22 protein-coding genes are annotated in these 20924 nt (G+C 71.8%); 11 read left to right on the top strand and 11 right to left on the bottom strand.

Going from position 1 to position 20924, the window contains the following annotated elements; translation table 11 throughout:
* The first annotated feature begins 449 nt into the window (after nt 1-449).
* Nucleotides 450-1550: an acyltransferase family protein gene (locus OHS18_RS41390; protein ID WP_328614461.1), complete on the top strand. Its 1101-nt coding sequence runs from the start codon at nt 450-452 to the stop codon at nt 1548-1550.
* Between the two features lies 1 nt (nt 1551).
* Here the strand turns inward: OHS18_RS41390 and OHS18_RS41385 are convergent, their stop codons facing one another.
* The 3 genes from OHS18_RS41385 to pdxR all read right to left on the bottom strand — a co-directional run bounded on the left by OHS18_RS41385 (nt 1552) and on the right by pdxR (nt 5359).
* The gene (locus OHS18_RS41385) at nt 1552-1959 is read right to left on the bottom strand and encodes an SUKH-3 domain-containing protein (RefSeq protein WP_328614460.1); all 408 of its coding nucleotides are present in this window, start codon (nt 1957-1959) and stop codon (nt 1552-1554) included.
* A 2-nt stretch (nt 1960-1961) separates the two neighbouring features.
* Entirely contained in the window at nt 1962-3731 is a 1770-nt protein-coding gene (locus OHS18_RS41380) for an MFS transporter (protein WP_328614459.1), read from the bottom strand.
* Between the two features lie 167 nt (nt 3732-3898).
* The gene (pdxR, locus tag OHS18_RS41375; protein WP_328614458.1) at nt 3899-5359 is read right to left on the bottom strand and encodes a MocR-like pyridoxine biosynthesis transcription factor PdxR; all 1461 of its coding nucleotides are present in this window, start codon (nt 5357-5359) and stop codon (nt 3899-3901) included.
* Between the two features lie 28 nt (nt 5360-5387).
* Here pdxR and OHS18_RS41370 point away from each other — a divergent pair, with 28 nt between their 5' ends.
* The gene (locus tag OHS18_RS41370) at nt 5388-6188 is read left to right on the top strand and encodes a methyltransferase (RefSeq protein WP_328614457.1); all 801 of its coding nucleotides are present in this window, start codon (nt 5388-5390) and stop codon (nt 6186-6188) included.
* Complete coding sequence (locus OHS18_RS41365) at nt 6185-6412, top strand: hypothetical protein (protein ID WP_328614456.1); 228 nt, start codon at nt 6185-6187, stop codon at nt 6410-6412. The genes OHS18_RS41370 and OHS18_RS41365 overlap by 4 nt, the downstream gene beginning before the upstream one ends.
* On the opposite strand, the gene OHS18_RS41360 is transcribed toward OHS18_RS41365, so the two are convergent.
* Together OHS18_RS41360 and OHS18_RS41355 are read right to left on the bottom strand one after the other, a co-directional pair.
* Nucleotides 6346-9615: a tetratricopeptide repeat protein gene (locus OHS18_RS41360; RefSeq protein WP_328614455.1), complete on the bottom strand. Its 3270-nt coding sequence runs from the start codon at nt 9613-9615 to the stop codon at nt 6346-6348. The genes OHS18_RS41365 and OHS18_RS41360 overlap by 67 nt on opposite strands.
* Nucleotides 9616-9868: 253 nt before the next feature.
* Nucleotides 9869-10597 carry an alpha/beta fold hydrolase gene (locus OHS18_RS41355; protein ID WP_328443196.1) on the bottom strand — a complete coding sequence of 243 codons (729 nt, stop codon included), beginning with the start codon at nt 10595-10597 and terminating at the stop codon, nt 9869-9871.
* Between the two features lie 46 nt (nt 10598-10643).
* Here OHS18_RS41355 and OHS18_RS41350 point away from each other — a divergent pair, with 46 nt between their 5' ends.
* Nucleotides 10644-11903, top strand: a complete 1260-nt coding sequence (locus OHS18_RS41350; protein ID WP_328614454.1) for a cytochrome P450 — start codon at nt 10644-10646, stop codon at nt 11901-11903.
* Here the strand turns inward: OHS18_RS41350 and OHS18_RS41345 are convergent.
* Nucleotides 11896-12681 (bottom strand): DUF1295 domain-containing protein, encoded by a 786-nt coding sequence (locus OHS18_RS41345; protein WP_328614453.1) that lies wholly within the window; start codon nt 12679-12681, stop codon nt 11896-11898. The two genes, OHS18_RS41350 and OHS18_RS41345, sit on opposite strands and share 8 nt — an antisense overlap.
* A 30-nt stretch (nt 12682-12711) precedes the next feature.
* Here OHS18_RS41345 and OHS18_RS41340 point away from each other — a divergent pair, with 30 nt between their 5' ends.
* The gene (locus OHS18_RS41340; RefSeq protein WP_328614452.1) at nt 12712-13203 is read left to right on the top strand and encodes an EXPERA domain-containing protein; all 492 of its coding nucleotides are present in this window, start codon (nt 12712-12714) and stop codon (nt 13201-13203) included.
* A gap of 16 nt (nt 13204-13219) precedes the next feature.
* Entirely contained in the window at nt 13220-14431 is a 1212-nt protein-coding gene (locus tag OHS18_RS41335; protein WP_328614451.1) for a threonine synthase, read from the top strand.
* Here OHS18_RS41335 and OHS18_RS41330 read toward each other — a convergent pair.
* Nucleotides 14428-14781: an arsenate reductase family protein gene (locus tag OHS18_RS41330; protein ID WP_328614450.1), complete on the bottom strand. Its 354-nt coding sequence runs from the start codon at nt 14779-14781 to the stop codon at nt 14428-14430. The two genes, OHS18_RS41335 and OHS18_RS41330, sit on opposite strands and share 4 nt — an antisense overlap.
* A gap of 53 nt (nt 14782-14834) precedes the next feature.
* On the opposite strand from OHS18_RS41330, the gene OHS18_RS41325 reads away from it, so the two are divergent.
* Entirely contained in the window at nt 14835-15428 is a 594-nt protein-coding gene (locus OHS18_RS41325) for a TetR/AcrR family transcriptional regulator (protein ID WP_328614449.1), read from the top strand.
* Complete coding sequence (locus tag OHS18_RS41320; protein WP_328614448.1) at nt 15425-16042, top strand: enoyl-CoA hydratase/isomerase family protein; 618 nt, start codon at nt 15425-15427, stop codon at nt 16040-16042. Before OHS18_RS41325 ends, OHS18_RS41320 begins: the two co-directional genes overlap by 4 nt.
* 115 nt (nt 16043-16157) lie before the next feature.
* Here OHS18_RS41320 and OHS18_RS41315 read toward each other — a convergent pair whose 3' ends face one another.
* A complete protein-coding gene (locus tag OHS18_RS41315) occupies nt 16158-17366 on the bottom strand; it encodes an RNA polymerase sigma factor (RefSeq protein ID WP_328614447.1) in 1209 nt (402 codons plus the stop codon).
* Between the two features lie 101 nt (nt 17367-17467).
* Nucleotides 17468-17818, bottom strand: a complete 351-nt coding sequence (locus OHS18_RS41310) for a YciI family protein (RefSeq protein WP_328443205.1) — start codon at nt 17816-17818, stop codon at nt 17468-17470.
* Between the two features lie 85 nt (nt 17819-17903).
* Between OHS18_RS41310 and OHS18_RS41305 the strand changes: the two genes are divergently transcribed.
* From OHS18_RS41305 to OHS18_RS41295, 3 genes are read left to right on the top strand one after another with little or no spacing between them, the layout of a single operon-like run.
* Nucleotides 17904-18374, top strand: coding sequence for a hypothetical protein (locus OHS18_RS41305; protein ID WP_442875447.1), 471 nt, complete (start codon nt 17904-17906; stop codon nt 18372-18374).
* A complete protein-coding gene (locus tag OHS18_RS41300; protein WP_328614445.1) occupies nt 18368-18592 on the top strand; it encodes a helix-turn-helix transcriptional regulator in 225 nt (74 codons plus the stop codon). Before OHS18_RS41305 ends, OHS18_RS41300 begins: the two co-directional genes overlap by 7 nt.
* Entirely contained in the window at nt 18589-19542 is a 954-nt protein-coding gene (locus OHS18_RS41295; RefSeq protein WP_328614444.1) for an NAD(P)-dependent alcohol dehydrogenase, read from the top strand. The genes OHS18_RS41300 and OHS18_RS41295 overlap by 4 nt, the downstream gene beginning before the upstream one ends.
* On the opposite strand, the gene OHS18_RS41290 is transcribed toward OHS18_RS41295, so the two are convergent.
* Both OHS18_RS41290 and OHS18_RS41285 read right to left on the bottom strand, forming a co-directional pair.
* Nucleotides 19532-20413: a M48 family metalloprotease gene (locus OHS18_RS41290; protein WP_328614443.1), complete on the bottom strand. Its 882-nt coding sequence runs from the start codon at nt 20411-20413 to the stop codon at nt 19532-19534. The genes OHS18_RS41295 and OHS18_RS41290 overlap by 11 nt on opposite strands.
* Before the next feature lie 131 nt (nt 20414-20544).
* Nucleotides 20545-20910 (bottom strand): YciI family protein, encoded by a 366-nt coding sequence (locus OHS18_RS41285; protein WP_328614442.1) that lies wholly within the window; start codon nt 20908-20910, stop codon nt 20545-20547.
* Nucleotides 20911-20924: the final 14 nt, after the last annotated feature.

The raw sequence follows: 20924 nt of genomic DNA, 5'->3' as shown, positions 1-20924 counted from the left end.
CACTGCCCTGAGTCGTGCGGATGAGGTTGGTTTCGGTGCCCGCGACGACCGGACGTCCGAGTCGCCAGTGCCCGCCGTTGCGGTCGACGACCTCGGTGAGCCGGTCGGCCGCGGTGTCGTAGCTCAGCTGAGCGGCGATCCGGCAGCTGGGCAGCGTGATCTTCGCGAGCGAACCGGCCGCCGCCCGCGCCTGGAAGTGAGCCGCGGCGGTCGTCGGTCCGACGGCGTACTCGTAGAACGCCGCCTCGGCGATCTGGCCGGAGAAGAGGCGCGGGTCCGTGCCCCAACCGAAATAGTGAACACCACAGCCTCCCCAGTCACGATTCCGGCGCGCCCCCGCCTGGCTCGACCGGTTTACCGTCAAAATGTCACCCCAACGAGTGAATGCCAGCTTCGCCCGATTACATTGGGCGAGTTCAGTCGGCTGTGCAGCGTGGGGGGATCACGTGATGATGACGCACGACGAGTACCTGGCCACCCGAAGATTCGGCGCCCTCGACGGCGTTCGTGCCATCGCCGCCGTGCTCGTGGTCGTCTTCCACTACGGCGGCCCCGGCTGGGTGCGGGCCAACGGCTGGATCGGGGTGCACCTGTTCTTCGTGCTCTCCGGCTTCCTGATCACCACCCTGGCGCTGCGCGAGGAGGCCCGCAACGGCCGGGTTTCCCTGGCCGAGTTCTACATCCGCCGGGCGTTCCGCATCCTCCCCGTCTACTACGTCGTCATCGGCGTGGTCGTCGTCTTCGCCTACTTCCGCGGCCTGGGCCTGCGGCACAGCGGGATCGTGACGGCGCTGCCGTGGAACGTCGCCTTCGTCGGCGAGTACCACCAGATGACCCTGTTCGGCCAGGCCTGGACCCTCGGCGTCGAGCAGAAGTTCTACCTCGTGTGGCCGCTGCTCGCCTTCGGCGTCGGCGCGCTCGGTTTCGTCAAGCGGCTGAGCCTCTCGCTGGTTCTCGTGGCCGTCATGCTCGCGCTGATCCCCTTCATGCCCTACGCGGGCGCGTACTCGCCGATCCTGATCGGCTGCACGCTGGCGATCGTGCTGCACCACCGCAAGGGCTTCGCCGCGCTGCGGTTCTTCACCCACCCGGCCGTCGGGCTCGTGGTCGCCGCCGCGCTGATCGCGGTCCAGACCATGTTCGGCGAGATCACCGCGTTCCTGCACGACGAGGGCGGTTCGATCACCGGGACGTGCTACGTCCTGCTCGCGGCGCTGCTCGTGCCGTCGCTGGTCGCCGGGGGCCCGCTCGCGTGGGTGCTGTCGCTGGCACCGCTGCGGTTCATCGGCGAGCGCTCCTACTCGCTCTACCTCATGCAGGGCGTGGTCGCGATGGCCCTCGCCGGCGCGATCCCCCAGTTCGCGCCGCACCGCACGCTCACCGCGGTCGCCGTGACGATCGTCGGGCTGCTGGCCGCCGACCTCCTCTACCGCTGGGTCGAGGTGCCGATGATCGACGTCGGACGCCGGATCATCGCCCGCCGCCGGGCGAAGAAGGCCGAAGCCGCTCTTCCGGCCGAGGTCGGCGAGCCCGCCATGGCCGTGGCCTGAGTCACTCGGCCACCGTCTTCGGCAGCACGCCCAGTATCAGGTTCTCCAGTCCCGCGTCGCCAATGCCGAAGGTGGCCACCCAGGCTTCCACGAGGAAGATCTCGCTCTTCTCGGAGATGCCCAGCAGGAACCGGCCGTGATCCAGCAGCCTGACCGGGAACAACGATGTCTCGAGTTCCACGCTCCACTCCGCGAAGCGCTCGAGTTCACTGACCAGCCGGAGCGGATTCAGCTCGAAAGGTTCCCTGGCGCTTGAAATGCCCGGGCCGTAGATGTCCAGGGCCAGCCCGCGGCACGCAGGTCGGCTTCGGTCCGCGGGGAGAACCTGGTGGCTTCGTAGCGCGGCATCCGTTCCCTTCAACGACAGAAGCCGGGTACCGCAGGTGCGGTACCCGGCTTCCGGAACCACCGTCAGCGCTCGACGGCCGGCGCCACCAGTTCGCTGGGGCCGGTGCCCGACTCGCCGGCCACTGCGGCCAGTTCCTCGCCCACCGACTGGCCCTTCGGCTTCTTTGCGTCCTTGGTCAGCAGCGATGCCACCGCGCCGATCAGGCAGACCACGATCGCGAAACCGAACGCCACCGCCAAGCCCGACTGGAACGGGCCCGAGATCAGGTTCGGGAAGAAGCTGCGGCCCGTCAGGAACTGGGCCTGGTCCGGCGGCAGCGACGAGAGCTGGCCGCCCAGCAGCTGCTGGATCGGGTTGTACCCCAGGAACGCCGCGAACAGGACCGCCACCGCCGGCAGGCCGGCCACCTGGGACGCCGCCGCCTCGGGGACGCCGTGGGCCAGGAGGCCGTCGTGCATCGTCGACGGGAGGGTGCTCGAGAGGCCCGAGATGATCAGGCTGAAGAAGAAGCCGATCGACAGGACCATCGCCGCGTTCTGGAAGGTCGTCATCATGCCCGCGCCCGAGCCGCGCGCGTCGGCCGGGAGGCTGTTCATCACCTCGGCGCGGTTGGGCGAGGAGAACATGCCCATGCCGATGCCGTTGATCAGCAGGATCGCCGCGAACGCCCAGTAGTCGAAGTTCACCGGCAGGATGATCAGCAGCAGGAACGTCAGCGCCGTGATCGCCAGGCCGGTGGAGGCCAGCATCCGGCTGCCGATCCGGTCGGCGAGGATGCCCGACGTCGGCGCGGCCAGCAGGAACCCGACCGTCATCGGCAGCATGTAGATGCCCGCCCACAACGGCGTCTGCTCGAACGTGTAGCCGTGCTGCGGGAGCCAGATGCCCTGCAGCCAGATGATCAGGATGAACTGGAGCCCGCCGCGGCCGAGCGACGCGGTCAGGTTCGCGATGTTGCCCCAGGTGAACGACCGGATCTTGAACAGGGAGAGCCGGAACAGCGGGTTGTCGACCTTGGTCTCGATGACCACGAAGCCGATCAGCACCGCGACGCCGCCGATCAGGCACGAGAGCACCATCGGGCTGCCCCAGCCGGTCGGCGAGGAGCCGTAGGGCTGGATGCCGTAGGTGATGCCGACCAGCACCGAGATCAGGCCGACGGCGAAGGTGATGTTGCCCCACCAGTCCATCCGCGCGTGCTTGCGGACGCCGGTGTCGTGCAGCTTGAGGTACGCCCAGATCGTGCCGATCACGCCGAAGGGCACCGAGACCAGGAAGATCAGGTTCCAGTCGATCGGCGCCAGCACGCCGCCGACGACCAGGCCGAGGAACGAGCCCGCGATGGCCGCGACGCCGTTCATGCCGAGCGCGAGGCCGCGCTGGTTGGCCGGGAAGGCGTCGGTGAGGATCGCCGAGGAGTTCGCCATCAGGAAGGCCCCGCCGACGCCCTGCACGATCCGCCAGCCGATCAGCCACAGCGCGGCCGCGTCACCGTCGAACCAGGTGATGGCCAGCATGACGGAAGAAACGGTGAAGACGGCGAAGCCCAGGTTGTACATCCGGGCGCGGCCGTACATGTCGCCGAGCCGCCCGAAGCTCACCACCAGGACCGCGGTGACCACGAGGAAGCCCATGATCATCCACAGCAGGTAGCTGGTGTTGGCGGGTTCCAGGGGGTTGATCCCGATGCCCTTGAAGATGTCGGGCAGCGCGATGAGCACGATCGACGAGTTGATCGTGGCGATCAGCATGCCCAGCGTCGTGTTGGACAGTGCGATCCACTTGTACCGAGGCCCCAGTTCCTCGATCGAATACGTCCGGCTTTTCGCCACTGTGTGTAAACCTTCCGCTCGCAAGTCCCTTAGCTAGGCTAAGCAACTTGCTTGCGTATGGCAACCATCGCGTCGAACAGCCTGCGAGAGCATGATCACACCGGCGTGAATATCCTTTGTGGACTCTTTAAGGTGTTGCCGCGAAGTGACGTCGCGGTAACCCGGCGCTAACGGAGAAGACGGCCCAGCACGGCCACGCCGTCGGTGATCTCCCCCGCCGTCCGGGCCGCGTAGCCCATGACCAGGCCCGGCCGCCCCGGCCGCTGGCGGTGCCACGACAACGGCTGGACCTTCACCCCCTCGGCCAGCGCCGCCGAAGCCAGCGCGACGTCGTCGAAGCCCGGCCCGAACGTGATCGTCAGGTGCAGGCCCGCCGCCGCGCCGTGCACCCGCGCGGCCGGGAGCGCTGCCGCCACGGCGCGGATCATCGCGTCGCGACGGCGGCGGTGGCGGGCCCGGACCGAGCGCAGCTGGCGCTCCAGCTCACCCGTCTCCATCAGCCGGGCCAGCACCAGCTGGGCCAGCACCGGGTTGCCCAGGTCGGCGAACCGCTTGGCCGCGACGAGGTCCTCGCGCAGCTCCGGCGGCGGGAGCAGCCACCCGACGCGCAGGGCCGGGGCCAGCAGCTTCGAGACGCTGCCCGTGTAACAGACCTCCGGCAGCATCGACCGGACTGCGGGCACCGGCGCGCGGTCGTAGCGGTGCTCGGCGTCGTAGTCGTCCTCGACGACCAGGCCGCCCTCGCCCGCCCAGCGCATCAGCTCGCGGCGGCGCTCGCCGCCCAGGACCACGCCCGTCGGGAACTGGTGGGCCGGCGTCACCAGCACCGCCCGCGCGCCGCTCGCCCGCAGCTCGTCGACGCGCAGGCCGTCGTCGTCGACCGGGATCGGCGGGGTCGCCAGGCCGTTGTGGTGCAGGTGCTGCCGCGCGCCGAGTGAACCCGGGTCCTCGACGGCGATCTCGTCGACACCCCGCTGCCGCAGCACCTCGCCGAGCAGCGTCAGGCCCTGCGCCACCCCCGACACCACGATGATCTCGCCCGGGTCCGCGCGGATGCCGCGGCCGCGCGCCAGCCAGCGCGACACCGCCAGCCGCATCGCCGGCGCCCCGCGCGGGTCGCCGTAGCCGAAGTGGGCCGGCTCCAGCTCGTCCAGCACCGCGCGCTCCGCCCGCAGCCACGCCGCGCGCGGGAACGCCGTCAGGTCCGGCACGCCCGGCGTGAGGTCGATCCGGGCCGGGGTCGCGCGGACCTCGTCGAAGACGTCGGCGCCCGGCAGCGCCGTGATGACCTTCGCGGGCACCGGCCGCCGCACCGGCGCGGGCGCGAGCACCGGCGCCGCCACGACGACCGTGCCGGCCCGGCCGCGGCCCGCCGCGTGGCCGTCGTCGATCAGCCGCTGGTACGCCTCGGTGACCACACCCCGCGACACGCACAGCTCGGCCGCCAGCACCCGGGACGCCGGGAGGCGCCCGCCGACCGGGAGCCGGCCGTCGGCGACCGCGGCCCGCAGCTGCCCGGCGAGCCAGTCCGCGAGGCCGCCCGGCGGCGCGGCCCGGACGTCGAGCTGCAGGAAGTCCGAGCCCGCGGTTATGGTCCCCTCCATCGGCTCCGGTTTGGCCCTGTCCATCGAGCCATTGTGGCAGCACGCTGGGGATATGGACACCAGTTACGTGCACGGATACGCCGAACCCGAGGCCCGCCGCCTCGGCGACCAGGCCGACACCCTGGCCGAACTGCTGCACGCCGGCACGGCCTACCCCGCGGGCAGCCGCGTGCTCGAGGTCGGCTGCGGCGTCGGCGCCCAGACCGGCCACCTCGCCGCCCGCAGCCCCGGCGCGCACCTGACCGCGATCGACGTCTCGGAAGCGTCGCTGGCGCAAGCAAGAGCGAAGGTCGGCGACGACGTCGACTGGCGGCGGGCCGACCTGTTCGACGTCGACGAGACCTTCGACCACATCTTCGTGTGCTTCGTGCTCGAACACCTTCCCGAACCCGGGAAAGCGTTGGCGCACCTGAAAACCCTGCTGCGCCCGGGCGGCACCATCACGGTGATCGAAGGCGACCACGGATCGGCGTTCTTCCACCCGCGCAGCGGCTACGCCCAAGCCGCCGTCGACTGCCTCGTCCGGCTGCAGGCCGACGCCGGCGGTGACGCGCTCATCGGCCGCCGCCTCTACCCGCTGCTCGCCGGCGCCGGGTTCGACGGCGTCAGCGTCGCGCCCCGCACCGTCTACGTCGACGCGTCCCGGCCCGATCTGGTCGCCGGGTTCACCCGCGACACCTTCATCGCGATGGTCGAAGGCGTCGAAGAAGACGCCGTCGCGCGCGGCCTCGTGACGAAGGCAGGCTGGGACCGCGGCGTAGCCGATCTTTACGACACCACAAGGGAATACGGGACGTTCCATTACGCGTTCTACAAGGCGACAGCAACCCGCACTCCGGGAGGAGCGTCATGATCATCGCCGTTCTCGTCGCCGCCGGACTCCTCGTCTGGGCCCTCGACCACGCGTACCGCAGCCGCCCGTACCCGCACAACCGGCTGGCCGGCAGCGTGGACGTGTACGACCGCGACGCCCAGCGCCTCGAAGGCGACCTCGTCGCCGAAGAGCGCCACTACTCCGTGACGCGGGCCAGCCGTTCCCGGACCAGGATCGCGCCGGGGACGCGTTCCGCGGCGTAACAAGCCGACGCGCGTTCCCAGTGTTCGCGCGCGGCGTCCGGGTCACTCAGTCCACAGTGGACGTCGCCGAGCCCGCGGTGGGCCCGGCCCTGCTCCGGCAGGCAGCCCGTTTCCTTCGCCGCCGCAAGGGCTTCGCGGTGGTAGGTCAACGCCTGGTCGTCGCGACCGCGCGCGGTCGCGACGAAGCCGAGACTGTTCAGCACACGGGATTCCACGCCGCGGTCCCCGCATTCACGAGCGATGCCCAGTGCCTCTTCGAGGTGCTGGGCCGCTTCGTCGGGCCGGCCTTGCGCCAGCCGGACGTCACCCAGGTGCTTCAGCGCGACACAGCGGTTGGTCGGGCTGCCGGTCTCCTGCGCGAGTTCCAGCGCCCGCTCCAGGTGCGTCTCGGCTTCGGCGTACCGGCCGCGCGCGTGCTCGACGTCGCCGAGGATGCCCAGCGCGTACCCCTCGCTGACGCGCACGCCCATCGCGCGGAAGTGCTCCAGCCCCGCCGAAATCGACGCGACGGCCTCGTCGTAGCGGCCCAGCGCCGCCAGCGAGTCGCCGATGTTCACCAGCGCGTAGCCCTCGCTCGTGCGGTCGGCGATCTCCCGCGCGAGTTCCAGGGCTTCGGTCAGGTAGCCGACCGCTTCGCCGTACCGGCCGATGCCGTGGCAGGTGCAGCCGAGCACCACCAGCACCAGGCCCTCGCTGGTGCGGTCGCCCGATTTTCGGGCCAACGCCAGGGCGTCCGTCGAATAGCCGATGCCCTCGGCGAACCGGCCCAGCGCGCGGCAGGCCAGGCCGAGTGTGTTGAGCACGTGGATCTCGGTGACGCGGTTGCCGGACTCGCGGACGATGACGAGCGCTTCTTCCAGGTACCGCACGGCTTCCCGCGACCGGCCGACCCGCCAGTGGCCCAGCGCGATGAGCGTCAGCGGGTCGGCTTCGGCCGCCCGGTCGCCGGAGTCCTGGGCCAGCACCGACGCGTGCGTGTGCAGCACCAGTGATTCCTCGTGGTAGCCGCCGACGTCGAGGTAGTGCCACAGGATCCCGGACAGCAGCCGCAGGTGCTCCGGCCGGCCGTGCCGGGTCGCGTGCGCGGCGACGGCCAGCAGGTTGCGGCGCTCGGCCTCCAGCCACGCCGGCGCGTCGAGCACCTTGACGTCCGGGTCCGGCACCTGCGGGCGCAGGTGGCGTTCCAGCGGCAGGACGACGTCCATGGCCTGCGCGGCCGACCGGACGTAGAAGTCGAACAGCCGCTCCTCGGCGTCGTGGCTCTCCCCCGGCTCCTCGGCCGCCAGCTCGGCGGCGTAGACGCGCAGCAGGTCGTGCAGCTGGACGCGGTCGTGGCCGGTCTCCTCGGCGAGGTGAGCCCGCACGAGCGTGCCGGTGAGCCGCTCGGCCTCCGGCAGCGGCAGCTCCGCGAGCGCGGCGATCGCGGCGGGCGTCAGGTCGCGGCCGGGGTGCAGGCCGCAGAGCCGGAACACGCGCGCGGCGTCGGCCGCCAGGTGCCGGTAGGACCACGAGAACACCGCGCGGACCGCCGTCAGCGGGTCGCCACCGCCGTCGAGCAGGTCCAGGCGCCGCCGTTCGTCGGCCAGCTCGGCTTCCAGGGCCGCCAGCCGCTCCCCCGGGCGGCTCAGCGCCAGTTCCGCGACCAGCCGCAGGGCCAGCGGCAGCCGGGCCGAGTAGCCGATCAGCGCGGAGGTGGCGGCCGGCTCGTCGTCGACGCGCCGCCCGACCAGTGTCCGCAGCAGGTCGCGGGCCTCGGCCGTGGTCAGCAGGTCGACGAGCACGCGGCGGGCGCCGTCGCGGGCGACGAGGCCGGGCAGCGCGTCCCGGCTGGTGACGAGCACCAGGCAGGACGGCGAGCCGGGCAGCAGCGGGCGGACCTGGCCGGCCGAGCCGGCGTTGTCCAGCAGCAGCACCATCCGGCGGCCGTTGAGGACCGTGCGGAACTTCGCGGCCCGTTCGTCGGGCTCGGCGGGGATGTCCGCGCCGTCGACGCCGAGCGCGCGCAGGAACCCGGACAGCGCGTCGCCCGGCTCCACCGGCCGGACCGTGCCGTACCCCCGCAGGTCGACGTAGAGCTGGCCGTCGGGGAACTCCGCCCGCGCCCGCTGCGCCCAGCGCACGGCCAGCGCCGTCTTGCCGACGCCCGCCGTCCCGGACAGGACGGCGATGCGCGCGCCGGTGTCGGCCTCGCCGCGGTGCAGCAGCTCGTCCAGCTCGCCGAGCTGGGTTCCGCGGCCGCGGAACCCGTGGACGTCCGCGGGCAGCTGCGCCGGCACCGCGGCAGGCTGCTCGGGGACGCCGAAGTCCTGCGCCAGCACCTGGCGCTGGGCCTCGCGCAGCTCCGGGCCGGGTTCGATGCCCAGCTCGTCGGCCAAGCGCCGCCGGACCTCGTCGAAGACGCCCAGCGCGGCGGCCTGCCGCCCGGACGCGGCGAGCGCCAGCATCAGCCGCGCGTGCGCCGACTCGTTCAGCGGCTCCTCGGCGGTCAGCGCCCGCAGCTGCACGACCGCGTCCTCGGGGTGGGCCGCGGCGGCTCCGGCGTAGGCCAGCACGGTCTGGGCCCGCCGCATCGCGAGCGCCAGCCGGACCGGGTGCTGCCGGAGCCGTTCGACGTCGGCGAGCGCCGGGCCGCGCCACAACGCCAGCGCGTCGCGATAGGCCTCTTCGGCTGCTCCGGGTTCCCGCTCGGCCCGCTCCAGCAGCGCTTCGAACCGCAGGAGGTCGAGCTCGTCGGCGCCGACGGACAGCCGGTAGCCGCCCTTGTCGGTGGTGATCAGGTCGGCCGGCCGCAACGCCCGCCGCAGCCGCGCGACGTAGGTGTGGACCAGCTCCAAGCAGGACGGCGGCGGCTCGTCCCAGATGACGTCGACGAGGTCTTCGCGCCGCACGGTGCGGTTCGGCTGCAGGGCCAGCAGCGCGAGCAGCAGGCGCTGCTTCTCCGCGCCGATCTCGACCGGACGGTCGCCGAACCGGACGGTCAGCGGCCCGAGGACGTCGATCCGCACCGGCTCCGGCGGCGCCTCGGCAAGCGCTTCCCGCAGCCGCCGCTCGGTCTCCGGCCGGGGCCGCCGGACGCGGCCGCGCTCGGCGTTGCGGATCGCGCGCGTGCTCAGCCCGGCGCGTTCGGCGAGCTCCGCCTGGGTCAGCCCGGCGCGCACCCGCTCGTCGCGCAGCCATCCGGCGAACGGCAGGCCATCGTCCACAAGCGTCCTTCCCCGCGTGCCCCTCACGCCGAACGTACCGCCCCAGCATCGTCAACGTGCCGCCCCGGCTGTACCACCGAACGGCGAAGATCTCTGTTTCCGCAGGTGACAGGCGGTTACGACGGGGTGATCGCGAGTCCGGGACGAGTACAGCCGATCGTCCACCGGGGCTTTCTAGGCTGTGCGGGTCCGGTGGTGGCGAGGGGTTCGCGGTTCAGCCGTCGCGTGGGGTACGACGGCTGCACCCGGGCCTTCAGACGCCGAGGCGCGCCAGCAGGGCGCGCACGGCGGCTGGGTCCTCGACATGGGCGTTGTGCCCGAGGCCGGCGAGCGTGACCGCGTCCGGGTCCAGTGCGCACAGCTGCTCCGGACGGCTCATCGGGTCGTGCTCGCCCGCCGCCAGCACGACCGGGCACCGCGCCGCGGCGAGCAGGGCAGCCATGTCCGGAGCGCCCACGCCGAACGCGGCCGGGTCCATCGCGAGACGCCAACCTCCCTCCGTCTCGCGGAGCCCGGCCGGGTCGGCGGGCGCGATCCCGAGCAGCCCGGAGACCTTCAGGTACGCCTGGTCGGCGTCGGCCTGGGTCTCGAACACCCGCGGCGGCCGCACCGCGAACGACGCCGCGCGCCCCAGGTCGTCCTGGCTCCACTCGACCTTCACACCCAGCGCCAGCACCCCGGCGACCTCGACGTCGTACTTGCCGGACGCGAGTTCGAGCGCGAGCACCCCGCCGAGCGAGTGCCCGGCGACGACCAGCGGACCCTGGTCCGGCAGCGCCCGCGCGACGGCGGCCGTGAGCGTCTCGAAGCTGTAGTGCGGCAGCGGTGCCGACAAGCCGTGGCCGGGCAGGTCGGGCACGAGCACGCGGCGCGGGACCGCCTCGGTCAAGTGGGCCCACACGGCGCCGGTCGCGCCGAGCCCGTGCAGGAAGAGGATGGCCGGGTCGCCCTCGCCGCCGGTGCGCATGTTCAGCGTGTCCATCGCAGCAGCCTCCCCCACGGCGCGGTGCGCGGCTAGGGTCGGGCGCGTGGGGATCACCGATCCGGACGGCTACGTGCGGGGCGTCCCGTACGACGAGCTGGCGCGGCTGCGGCGCGAGACGCCGGTGGTGCACGTCGACGACTTCTGGGCCGTGCTGGCGCACGCCGACGTCCGCACGGTGCTGCGCGACCCGGCGCGGTTCTCCTCGCAGCTCGGCGGCACGCAGATCCGGGACCCGGCGGGCGCCGACCTCGCGTACGTGCGCCGGATGATGCTCAACATGGACCCGCCGGAGCACGGCCGGCTGCGCGGGCTGCTGACCAGGGCGTTCACCCCGCGCGCGATCGCGAAGCTGACCGAGCGGATCGAGACGTCGGCGCGGGAGCTCGTCGCGGACGTCGCCGGCCAGGGCGAATGCGACTTCGCGAAGGTCGCCGCCGACCTGCCGCTGCGCACGCTGGCCGCGGTGTTCGGCGTGCCGGAGCGGGACCGGCGGCTGATGTACGACTGGAGCAACCGCGTGATCGGCTACCAGGACGCCGAGTACGCGGTCAGCGCGACCGTGTCGCCGTCGGAGGTGACGGACCTCGCGCGGGCGGCGCTGGCCGTCCGGCCGGCACCCGGCCCGGACGGCGTGATGCCGGACCCGCGCACGCGCGCCGGGATGCCGGACCTCTACGCGTACGCGAACGCCCTCGGCGAGTACAAGCGCGAGCACCCGGGCGACGACGTGATGAGCACCCTGATGCGGCACGTCGGCGACGACGGCGGGCGCGTCTCGCTGGCCGAGTTCGAGAACCTGTTCTGGCTGTTTTCCGTGGCGGGGAACGAAACCCTGCGGAACGGCCTGCCGGGCGGGATGCTGGCGCTGCTCTCGCACCCCTCGGAGTACCGGCGGTTGCTGGCCGACCGGTCGCTGCTGCCGTCCGCGGTGGAGGAGATGCTCCGGTGGTGGACGCCGGTGATGAACTTCAGGCGCACGGCCACTTCCGACGTCCGTCTGTCCGGTGTGGACATCCGGGCCGGGGACAAAGTCGTGGTCTGGTTCTCGTCGGCCAACCGTGATCCAGCGGTCTTCGAGGATCCTGACGTGTTCGACGTCTCGCGGACCCCCAACGACCACCTGACCTTCGGGCACGGGCCGCACTTCTGCCTGGGGGCGCACCTGGCCCGGGTGCAGCTGCGGGCGATGTTCGCGGCGGTGCTGGACCTGCTGGGCGAGGTGTCCCTGGCGGGTGCGCCGGTGCGGCTGCGGTCGAACTTCCAGAACGGGCTGAAGTCCCTGCCGATCCGCTGGGTCAGCTGACGCGCTTGGGCCACCACGGCACCACCGCCGACGTGCGCCGCTGGTAGTCCGCGTACTCCGGGTAGCGGCCCAGCGTGATGCTCTCGGTGAACCGCGTCGAGCCCACGAACAGCAGCGTCAGCAGGATCGCGCCCAGGACCGTCCACGTGAGACCCGCCGCGACCACGCCGAACGCCGCGATCACCCACCACTGGGCCTGCTCGAAGAAGAAGTTCGGGTGGCGCGAGTAGCGGAACAGGCCGTCCTGCCGGAACCGCGTCGCCGCGCGGCCCGCGTGCTTCTCCCGGTGGAACGTCCACTGCTGCTGGTCGGCGACCGTCTCGCCGACCAGGAACGCGGCGAAGATCACCGCGACGACGACGTCCCATACCCCGAACGAGCCCCGGTGGTCCAGCGCTGTCATCGCCGGCAGCGTGATCAGCAGCAGGATCGCGTTCTGGTAGAGCGAGATGAAGAAGAAGTTGAACACCTGGAACTGCCAGGGCGCGAGCTTCTCCCGCAGCACCGCCCACCGGTAGTCCTCGCCGCCGCGGGCGTAACCACCCTTCCGGGCGAAGTTGAACGTCAGCCGGACGCCCCACGCCAGGACCAGCGCGAACATCACGTCCAGGCGGGTGTCGGCGAACCCGGCGGCGCCCGCGAAGATGCCCAGGTAGGCCACCGGCACGATCGACCAGATCCGGTCGACCCAGGAGTACTCCCTGGTCAGCACCGACAGCAGCCACGTGCCGAGCGTCACCCCGGCGAAGACGTACAGGCAGACCCGCAGCGCGTCCATGAGATCACCTTAGGACCTAGGATCGGCGGGATGAACCTGCCGTTGCGGGACCGCAAGATCGACGTCTTCTTCGCGGTGCTGTTCTCGGTCTTCACCGTGACGTCGCTGATCAGCGATCTCCTGCCGACCGTCGGCGTCGACTTCTCGCAGCCTTCGAGCAACTTCTTGGTGAACTCGAACTGGTGGTACGCCCACGACGCCGACCCGCTGTTCATGCACCCGCCGGACTGGATGCGGATCGTCACCGGGCTCTCGGCGTTCGTCTACATGCCGTTCTACGTCGTGCTCGTGTTCGCGCTGCTCGGCGGCAAGAACTGGATCCAGCTGCCGGCCGTGGTCTACGCGACGATGATCGTCACGCTCACCGGGGTCGTCGTGTTCGGCGTCGAGTTCTTCGGCGACCCGGCCATGCGCACCGGCAACCCGGCGAAGTTCCTCGCGTTCAACCTGCCCTACGTCCTGGTGCCGCTCCTGCTGCTGATCCGGATGCGCGCGCCGAAGCCGTTCACCCGCCGCTTCTGACGCTTCCGGAGACACCGTGCCGTACTCGTTCCTCAGCCACCTCGACTGCTCCCGGACCGGCGAGCGCCTCGACGCCGACGTCGTCCAGGGCGTGTCCCCGGCCGGCGCGCCGCTGCTCGCGCGCTACGACCTCGACGGCGTCCGCGAAGCCGTGACGCCGAAGGAGATCTCCGGGCGCGAACCGACGCTGTGGCGCTACCACGAGGTGCTGCCGGTGCGCTCGGCCGAGCACGTCGTCAGCCTCGGCGAAGGCATGACGCCGTTGCTGCGCCTGCCGCGCTACGGCCGTGAGCTGGGCCTGTCCCGGCTGTGGATGAAGGACGAAGGCCTGGTGCCGACCGGCTCGTTCAAGGCCCGGGGCGCCGCGGTCGGCGTCTCACGGGCGGCCGAGCTGGGGGTGCGCGGGATCGCGATGCCGACGAACGGCAACGCGGGCGCGGCGTGGGCGTTGTACGCGGCCCGCGCCGGGCTGACGAGCCTGATCGCGATGCCGGACGACGCGCCGTCGATCACCATGCGCGAGTGCGTCGCGGCCGGCGCCGAGCTGTACCGGGTGGACGGCCTGATCGGGGACGCGGGGAAGCTCGTCGCCGCGGCGGTCCGGCGGCGCCCGGATGTGCAGGAGGTCTCGACGCTGAAGGAGCCGTACCGCATCGAGGGCAAGAAGACGATGGGCTACGAGATCGCCGAGCAGTTCGGCTGGCGGCTGCCCGAGGTGATCCTGTATCCCACCGGCGGTGGGGTCGGCATCATCGGGATCTACAAGGCCCTGCTGGAGATGAGGGAGCTGGGCTGGGTTTCCGGCGCGCTGCCCAAGCTGGTCGCGGTGCAGGCCACCGGGTGCGCCCCGATCGTCGAAGCGTTCTCGCGCGGTGACCGGGAGAGCGTGCCGTTCCCGGACGCGCGGACCGTCGCCTTCGGCATCACCGTGCCCAAGGCCCTGGGCGACTTCCTCGTGCTCGACGCCGTCTACGCGACCGGCGGCACCGCGGTCGCCGTCACCGACGAGGAACTGCTTGCGGCGCAACGGGAACTCGCCGAGCGCGAAGGCACCTTCATCTGCCCCGAGGGCGGAGCATGCTTCGCGGCGTTGCGGCACCTTCGCGAGTCCGGCTGGCTTCAGGGCGACGAAGACGTCGTCGTGCTCAACACCGGCGCCGGGATCAAGTACCCGGAGACGGTGCCGCTCGACGTGCCGCTGCTGGCGAAGACCGGCTCGATCCCTTAAAGGACCGACTGCACCGCTTCGGGGGTGCGGGCGACGACGGTCGTGCCGTCGTCCGCGGTGATGATCGGCCGCTGGATCAGCTTCGGGTGCTGTGCCAGGGCCTCGATCCAGCGTGTGCGGTCGGCCGGGGTGCGGCCCCACGTCTTGAGGCCGAGTTCCTTCGCGACCGGCTCGGCGGTGCGCGTGATGTCCCACGGCTCCAGGCCGAGCCGCTTCAAGACGGCCTTCAGCTCCTTCGCGGTCGGCGGGTCGTCGAGGTAGCGGCGCACGGTGTACTCCGCGCCGGCTTCGTCGAGCATCGACACCGCTGACCGGCACTTCGCGCACGCCGGGTTGAGCCAGATCTCCACCGGCGCAGCTTACCGCGATGGTTTTGGAGCACATGTTCTGTTACCGTCGTGACGTGCCCCGGCCCCGCGTCCACGACCTCGACGAACTGCTCGACGTCGCCGAACGGCTCGTCGCTTCGTCGGGCGAGGTCACCGTGCGCGGCCTGGCCGCCGAGGCAGGTGTGCCGAACGGGACGATCTACCACGCTTTCGGCTCGCTCAGCGCGTTGCTGGCCCAGGTCTGGCTGCGCGCGGCGACCGCGTTCCTCGACCTGCAGACCGCACGGGTGGACGCCGCTTCCTCTCCGGTGGCAGCGGTCGTCGCGGCGGCCGACACGCCCGCGGTGTTCGCTTCGGCGCGCCCGGACGGGGCCCGGATGCTGCTGCGGGTCAAGGCGGACCGGCTGTTCGGGCCCGAACTGCCCGACGAACTGGCGGACGCCCTGCACGCGCTGGACAAACGCCTGATCGCGCTGCTCGTGCGGCTCGCGCGCCTGGTGTGGGACCGCGGTGACGGCCTGGCCGTCGAGGTGATCACCACCTGCGTCGTCGACCTGCCGACCGCGTTCTTCCGGCGGGACATCACCGATCCCCTGGTACGGGAGAGGCTCGCCGCCGCGGTGCGGGCCGTGCTGACCGTGCCCCCTCGAGAGAAGGACCGACCGTGACCGTTCTGCACCTGGGTGACGACGAAAACCGCTTCTCGCCGGACTGGCTGCAGCGCGTCCATTCCACTTTGGACGAAGTGGGTGAGGTACTGGTGACCACCGGCAGCGGCAAGTTCTATTCGAACGGCCTCGACCTCGACTGGCTGCTGGCCAACGGCGACCAGGCGGGCAAGTACGTCGCCGACGTGCAGGAACTGTTCGCCCGGATCCTGACGCTGCCGGTGCCGACGGTCGCCGCGATCAACGGCCACGCGTTCGGCGCGGGCGCGATGCTCGCCATGGCGCACGACTTCCGCGTGATGCGCGCCGACCGGGGCTACTTCTGCTTCCCGGAGGCGGACATCAACATCCCGTTCACGCCCGGGATGGCGGCCCTGATCCAGGGCAAGCTGACGCCGTCGGCGGCGATCGCGTCGATGACCACCGGACGCCGCTTCGGCGGCGCGGACGCCCTCGCGCTCGGCCTGGTGGACGAGACCGCTCCTGAAGGCGACGTGGTGAAGGTGGCTTCGGAGCGTGTCGCCGCCTTGGCGGGCAAGGACCCCGGCACGCTGGGCGCGATCAAGTCGACGATGTTCGCCCCGGCGATCACGGCCCTGCGCACCCCGGCTTAGGCCGCCGCCCCCCGATATCCAGCTTACCGGCAGCCACCGACAGTCCGGCGCGCTCGCTGCGGCTTGAAAGCCGTGAATGGCACATTGAGGGACTCTGAGTCCCTCAATGTGCCATTCACGGCTTTGGGCAGTCGGCGAGACGGCGGCGCAGGTGGGCGCGCTCGGGTTCGGTGCCCGCCAGGGCGAGGGCAGCTCGGTAGGCCGACGCCGCTTCGGCAAGCCGGCCCAGGCGGCTGAGGAGGTCGCCTCGCGCCGCCGGGAACGGGGCGTAGGACTGCAGGCGGGGGTCGTCGGCCAGGGTGTCGAGCAGGGCCAGGCCGGCGGCCGGGCCGTCGCGCATCGCCACGGCCACCGCGCGGTTCAGCTCGACCACCGGGGACGGCGCCAGCCCGCGCAGGACGTCGTAGAGCCCGACGATCTGCGGCCAGTCCGTGCCCGCCACGTCCGGCGCCTCGTCGTGCAGTGCGGCGATCGCCGCCTGGACGCCGTAGAGCCCGGGCGGGCCGCCGGTCAACGCCACCTCCACCAGCGAGGTGCCTTCCGAGATCAGCGCGTGGTCCCAGAGCGTGCGGTCCTGGTCGTCGAGCAGCACGAGGGCGCCGTCTCCCGCGGTCCGGGCGTCGCGCCGCGCGTGGATCAGCAGCATCAGCGCGAGCAGGCCCGCGACCTCGCGTTCCCCCGGCAGCAGCCGGCGCAGGATCCGGGCCAGCCGGATCGCCTCCTCGGCCAGGTCCAGGCGCTGCAGGTCCGGGCCCGAGCTGGCCGCGTACCCCTCGGTGAAGATCGAGTAGACGACCTGGAGCACCCCCGGCAGCCGGCCGGGCAGCTCGGCGGCGTCCGGCACCCGGAACGGGATCCGGGCCGTGCGGATCTTGTTCTTCGCCCGCACGATCCGCTTGCCCATCGTCGCGCTGGGCACCAGGAACGCGCGCGCCACCTCCGGCGTCGTCAGCCCGGCGAGGCAGCGCAGGGTCAGCGCCGCGCGGTCCTCCGCGGGCAGCGCCGGGTGGGCGCAGGTGAAGAACAGCTGGAGCCGCTCGTCCGGCAGCTCGCCGTCGGGTGACGGGGCGGGCGCCGCGCGGTCGGCCTCGACCTGCAGCACCGCGAGCCGGGCCGCGTAGGCCTGGTCGCGGCGCAGCCGGTCGACGGCCTTGCGCCGGGCCGTCGTCATCAGCCAGGCGCCCGGCTTCGGGGGCACGCCGTCGACGGGCCAGTGCACCAGCGCGGCCTCGATCGCCTCCGACGTCACCTCTTCGGCCAGGTCGAGGTCGCCGAACCGGCGGACGAGCGCGGCCAGCAGCAGCCCGCGCTCCTCCCGGAACACCGCCTCGATTGTCAGCCGGGGCTCCGCCCTGGGCCGGGGGCTCCGCCACCCGGAACCCCCGAAAGCCTCAGACGACGCGCCCGCCCCCTCCGGCACCACCATCAGTCCCCGTACGAGGCGAGCGGCCGGACGACGATGTTCCCGCCGCCGAGGGCGCCCGGGCAGCGCGCCGCCCAGTCGAGTGCGACGTCGAGGTCCGGCACGTCGACGACGAAGTAGCCGCCCAGTACCTCGCGGGACTCGGCGAACGGCCCGTCGGTGACGATCCGCTCCCCGCCGTCGTCGACGCGAACCTCGGTGGCCGTGGTGAAGTCGGCGAGCGAATTCCCGTGGACGTAGACGCCCGCGTCCTTCAGGGACTTGTCGTAGAGCATCCAGTCCTCGGGCGTGCAGTCGCCCTTGGCCTGGCCCTCGGCGTCGAGCGAGGCGTTGATCAGCATCAGGTATTTCACGGTGTTCCTCCAGTGACTCGGTTGCCGTACGACACCACTACGAACGGCCAGCGGCACCTTGGACACCCTCGCCGAAGATTTTCGCATGTCAAAAATCTTTGACTTGATGTTCGGTTTGTTTTACTTTGAGGAGGTGACGCACGAAGAGAAGCGAGCTTGGATCCTGGGGATCGCCGCGATAGCGAGCTACGCGGTCTACCTCGTGGTGATCCTCGGAAGGGCCGGCGGACGCCCGCTGGCCGAAGTCCCCTACGTCGCCGTCCTGCTGTGGGCGGTCGGCGCGTCGATCGTCGTGTCGATCGTGGCGAGCATCCTCGCCGCGGTGATCTCGAAGGACGGCGGGAAGGACCAGCGCGACCGCGAGATCGGCCGGTTCGGCGAGTACGTCGGCCACGCGTTCGTCGTCGTCGGCGCCGTCGCGGCGCTGCTACTGGCGATGGCCGAAGCACCCCAATTCTGGATCGCCAACGCCGTCTACCTGTGCTTCACGCTCTCGGCGATCCTCGGGTCGGTCGCCCGGATCTTCGCCTACCGCCGGGGTTTCCAGCCGTGGTGAAACCGACCCGTGTCACCAACTCCCTGCGCGCCCTTCGCTTCGCGCACGGCCAGATGACCCAGGCCGAGCTCGCCGCCCGGCTCGGCGTCACCCGCCAGACGGTCATCGCGATCGAACAGGGCCGCTATTCGCCCTCGCTCGAGGTGGCGTTCCAGATCGCGCACGTGTTCGGCGTCCCGCTCGAAGAAGTGTTCCAGTACCCGGAGGAGTCCCCGTGAAAGCCATCATCCAAGACCGCTACGGCAGCCCCGGCGTCCTCGGGTTCCGGGACGTCGCCAGACCGGTGCCCGGCGCCGGCGACGTCCTCGTGCGGGTGCACGCGGCCGGCGTCGACCCGGGCGTCTGGCACCTGACCACCGGCCGGCCGTACCTGTTGCGACTGCTGGGTTTCGGGCTGCGCGCGCCGAAACTTCCGGTGCGGGGCCTCGACTTCGCCGGCACCGTCGAGGGGATCGGTGACGGCGTCACGCGCTTCCGGCCGGGTGACGAGGTGTTCGGCACGTGTGACGGCGCCTTCGCCGAGTACGCCGTCGCCCGGGAAGACCTCGTCGCGGCGAAACCGGATCGGCTGTCGTTCGAGCAGGCGGCGGCCGTCGCGGTCTCGGGCTGCACCGCGCTCCAAGCCCTGCACGACGTCCGGCCGGCGCAGCGCGTCCTCGTGATCGGCGCGGGCGGCGGTGTCGGCTCGTTCGCGGTGCAGCTGGCCAAGCACTTCGGCGCCGAGGTGACGGCGGTGTGCAGCACGGCGAAGACCGACCTGGTCCGCAGGCTCGGCGCGGACCACGTCGTCGACTACACGCGCGAGGACTTCACTTCCCGGCAGTACGACCTGATCCTGGACACCGCGGGCCTGCGCTCGTTGACACACCTGCGCCGGGCGCTGACCCCGCGCGGCACGCTGGTGATCGTCGGCGGTGAAGGCGGCCGCTGGCTGGGCGGCGTCGAGCGGGTGTTGCGGGCGGCGCTGCTGAACCCGTTCGTGAAGCACCGCCTGCGCGGGCTCGTCTCCGCGGTCCGCGGCGCGGACCTCGAAGTGCTGCGCGAGACGATCGAAGCCGGTCACCTCACCCCGGTGCTGGACCGCACTTATCCGCTCGCCGACGCCGTCGCCGCGATCGGCCACGTCCGCGAGGGGCACGCGGCGGGCAAGGTCGTGCTCACGGTCTGACGCCGTGCTCCTTGAGCCGCTTGATCCGGTCGATGTGGGCCGGGTGCCCGGCCAGCAGCCGGGCCCACAGCCGCCGCTCGTCGCCGCGGTGCAGCGTGATCCACTCCTTGAGCAAGGCGATCAGCTCCGGGCCGTAGCCCAGCCGCGCCGCCATCAGGTCGGCCCGGTACTCGCCGAGCCGTCTCGACCAGGCGAGCACCGGGCCGAGCAGCGGCGCGAGCAGCAGCCACGGGTCGAGGAACGCCAGCGCGGTGAGGATCCCCAGGCTCAGCAGCACGGTGACGAGCACGGCCACCGACCGCCCGAAGGCCGCGAACGCGCGTCCGATATACGGCACGGCCAGGGCGAGCAGCCGGACGAGGCGGGTCAGGATCCGGGCCGGGAGCTCCAGCCACCAGATGAGCAGCGAGATCCGCGTGTGCCCGGCGAGGTGGTGGCCGAGTTCGTGCGCCAGGATCGCTTCGAGGCTGGGCGGGGGCAGGTCGAGCGCGGTCCGCGTCACCGCGACGGTCCGGCCGCCGGCGGCGAAGGCGTTCAGCTCGCGGGAGCGTTCGACCCACAACCGGTACCGGCCGCCGTCGACGCCCGCGGCCGCGCAGACCGCCTGCCAGCACGGCGTCAGCCGGGCCAGCTCGCGCGCGGTGGGCGAGCGCATCCCGAACAGCAGCGGCAGCAGGAAGTGCTCGAAGGCGGGCACGAAGGTGATCCCGCCGGCCACCACCCAGCCGGCGGGCACGACCCAGAAGTAGCCGGGCCAGGCGAGTTTCCCGATCAGGGCCAGGACGAGGAGGCTGCTGGCGACGACGGGCACGGACAACACGATGCTCAGGACGGCGGACAGGTCCGGCCGCCCCCTGGTCCGCTCGCCCATGTCCGCTCCCCCGTCCCCCGGCTGACCGCGAGACCACCTTGGCGTGACACCGGGCGGAGCACAACGGCCGAGCGGAACTGTCCGGAAGCTGTCCGGCGGCGGGCGGAACGCGCCCGCCGCCGGAGCCGGTGTCAGCCCGGGATCTCGTCGAACTCGACGACCTGGCGCACCTCGACCTCGATCTCGGCGTCGAACAGCTCGGCGTACGACTTCGCGAACGCGACGGCGTCCGGCAGGTCCTCGGCGTTGATCAGCGCGAACCCGCCGATGACCTCCTTGGCTTCGGCGAACGGGCCGTCGGTGACGCGGATCGCCGCGCCGCGCGGCTTGCGCACGAGCGCGCCCTTCTCCGACGGGTGGACGCCCTCCGCCGTGATCAGGCGGCCGTTCTCCGCCGACTCCTGGATGAACGCGCCCATCTTCTCGATGAACTCCGGGCTGGGGTTCCAGGCCTCGGGGACGCTCTCGTCGAGGCGGTGCATCATGAGGAAACGCATGGCTGACTCCCTGG

Source organism: Amycolatopsis sp. NBC_00355 (assembly GCF_036104975.1).
Classification (GTDB): Bacteria; Actinomycetota; Actinomycetes; order Mycobacteriales; family Pseudonocardiaceae; genus Amycolatopsis.
Note: the sequence above shows the minus strand (reverse complement) of the source record. Positions and strands in the feature narration are given on the sequence as shown.

Excerpts from the sequence above, each read along its gene's own strand:
- OHS18_RS41340 (WP_328614452.1), top strand. The coding sequence starts at position 12,712 with ATGAACCTGCCGTTGCGGGACCGCAAGATCGACGTCTTCTTCGCGGTG.
- OHS18_RS41365 (WP_328614456.1), top strand. The coding sequence starts at position 6,185 with ATGATCATCGCCGTTCTCGTCGCCGCCGGACTCCTCGTCTGGGCCCTC.
- OHS18_RS41390 (WP_328614461.1), top strand. The coding sequence starts at position 450 with ATGATGACGCACGACGAGTACCTGGCCACCCGAAGATTCGGCGCCCTC.
- OHS18_RS41345 (WP_328614453.1), bottom strand. The coding sequence starts at position 12,681 with ATGGACGCGCTGCGGGTCTGCCTGTACGTCTTCGCCGGGGTGACGCTC.
- OHS18_RS41355 (WP_328443196.1), bottom strand. The coding sequence starts at position 10,597 with ATGGACACGCTGAACATGCGCACCGGCGGCGAGGGCGACCCGGCCATC.
- OHS18_RS41305 (WP_442875447.1), top strand. The coding sequence starts at position 17,904 with ATGTCAAAAATCTTTGACTTGATGTTCGGTTTGTTTTACTTTGAGGAG.
- OHS18_RS41285 (WP_328614442.1), bottom strand. The coding sequence starts at position 20,910 with ATGCGTTTCCTCATGATGCACCGCCTCGACGAGAGCGTCCCCGAGGCC.
- pdxR (WP_328614458.1), bottom strand. The coding sequence starts at position 5,359 with ATGGACAGGGCCAAACCGGAGCCGATGGAGGGGACCATAACCGCGGGC.
- OHS18_RS41290 (WP_328614443.1), bottom strand. The coding sequence starts at position 20,413 with ATGGGCGAGCGGACCAGGGGGCGGCCGGACCTGTCCGCCGTCCTGAGC.
- OHS18_RS41370 (WP_328614457.1), top strand. The coding sequence starts at position 5,388 with ATGGACACCAGTTACGTGCACGGATACGCCGAACCCGAGGCCCGCCGC.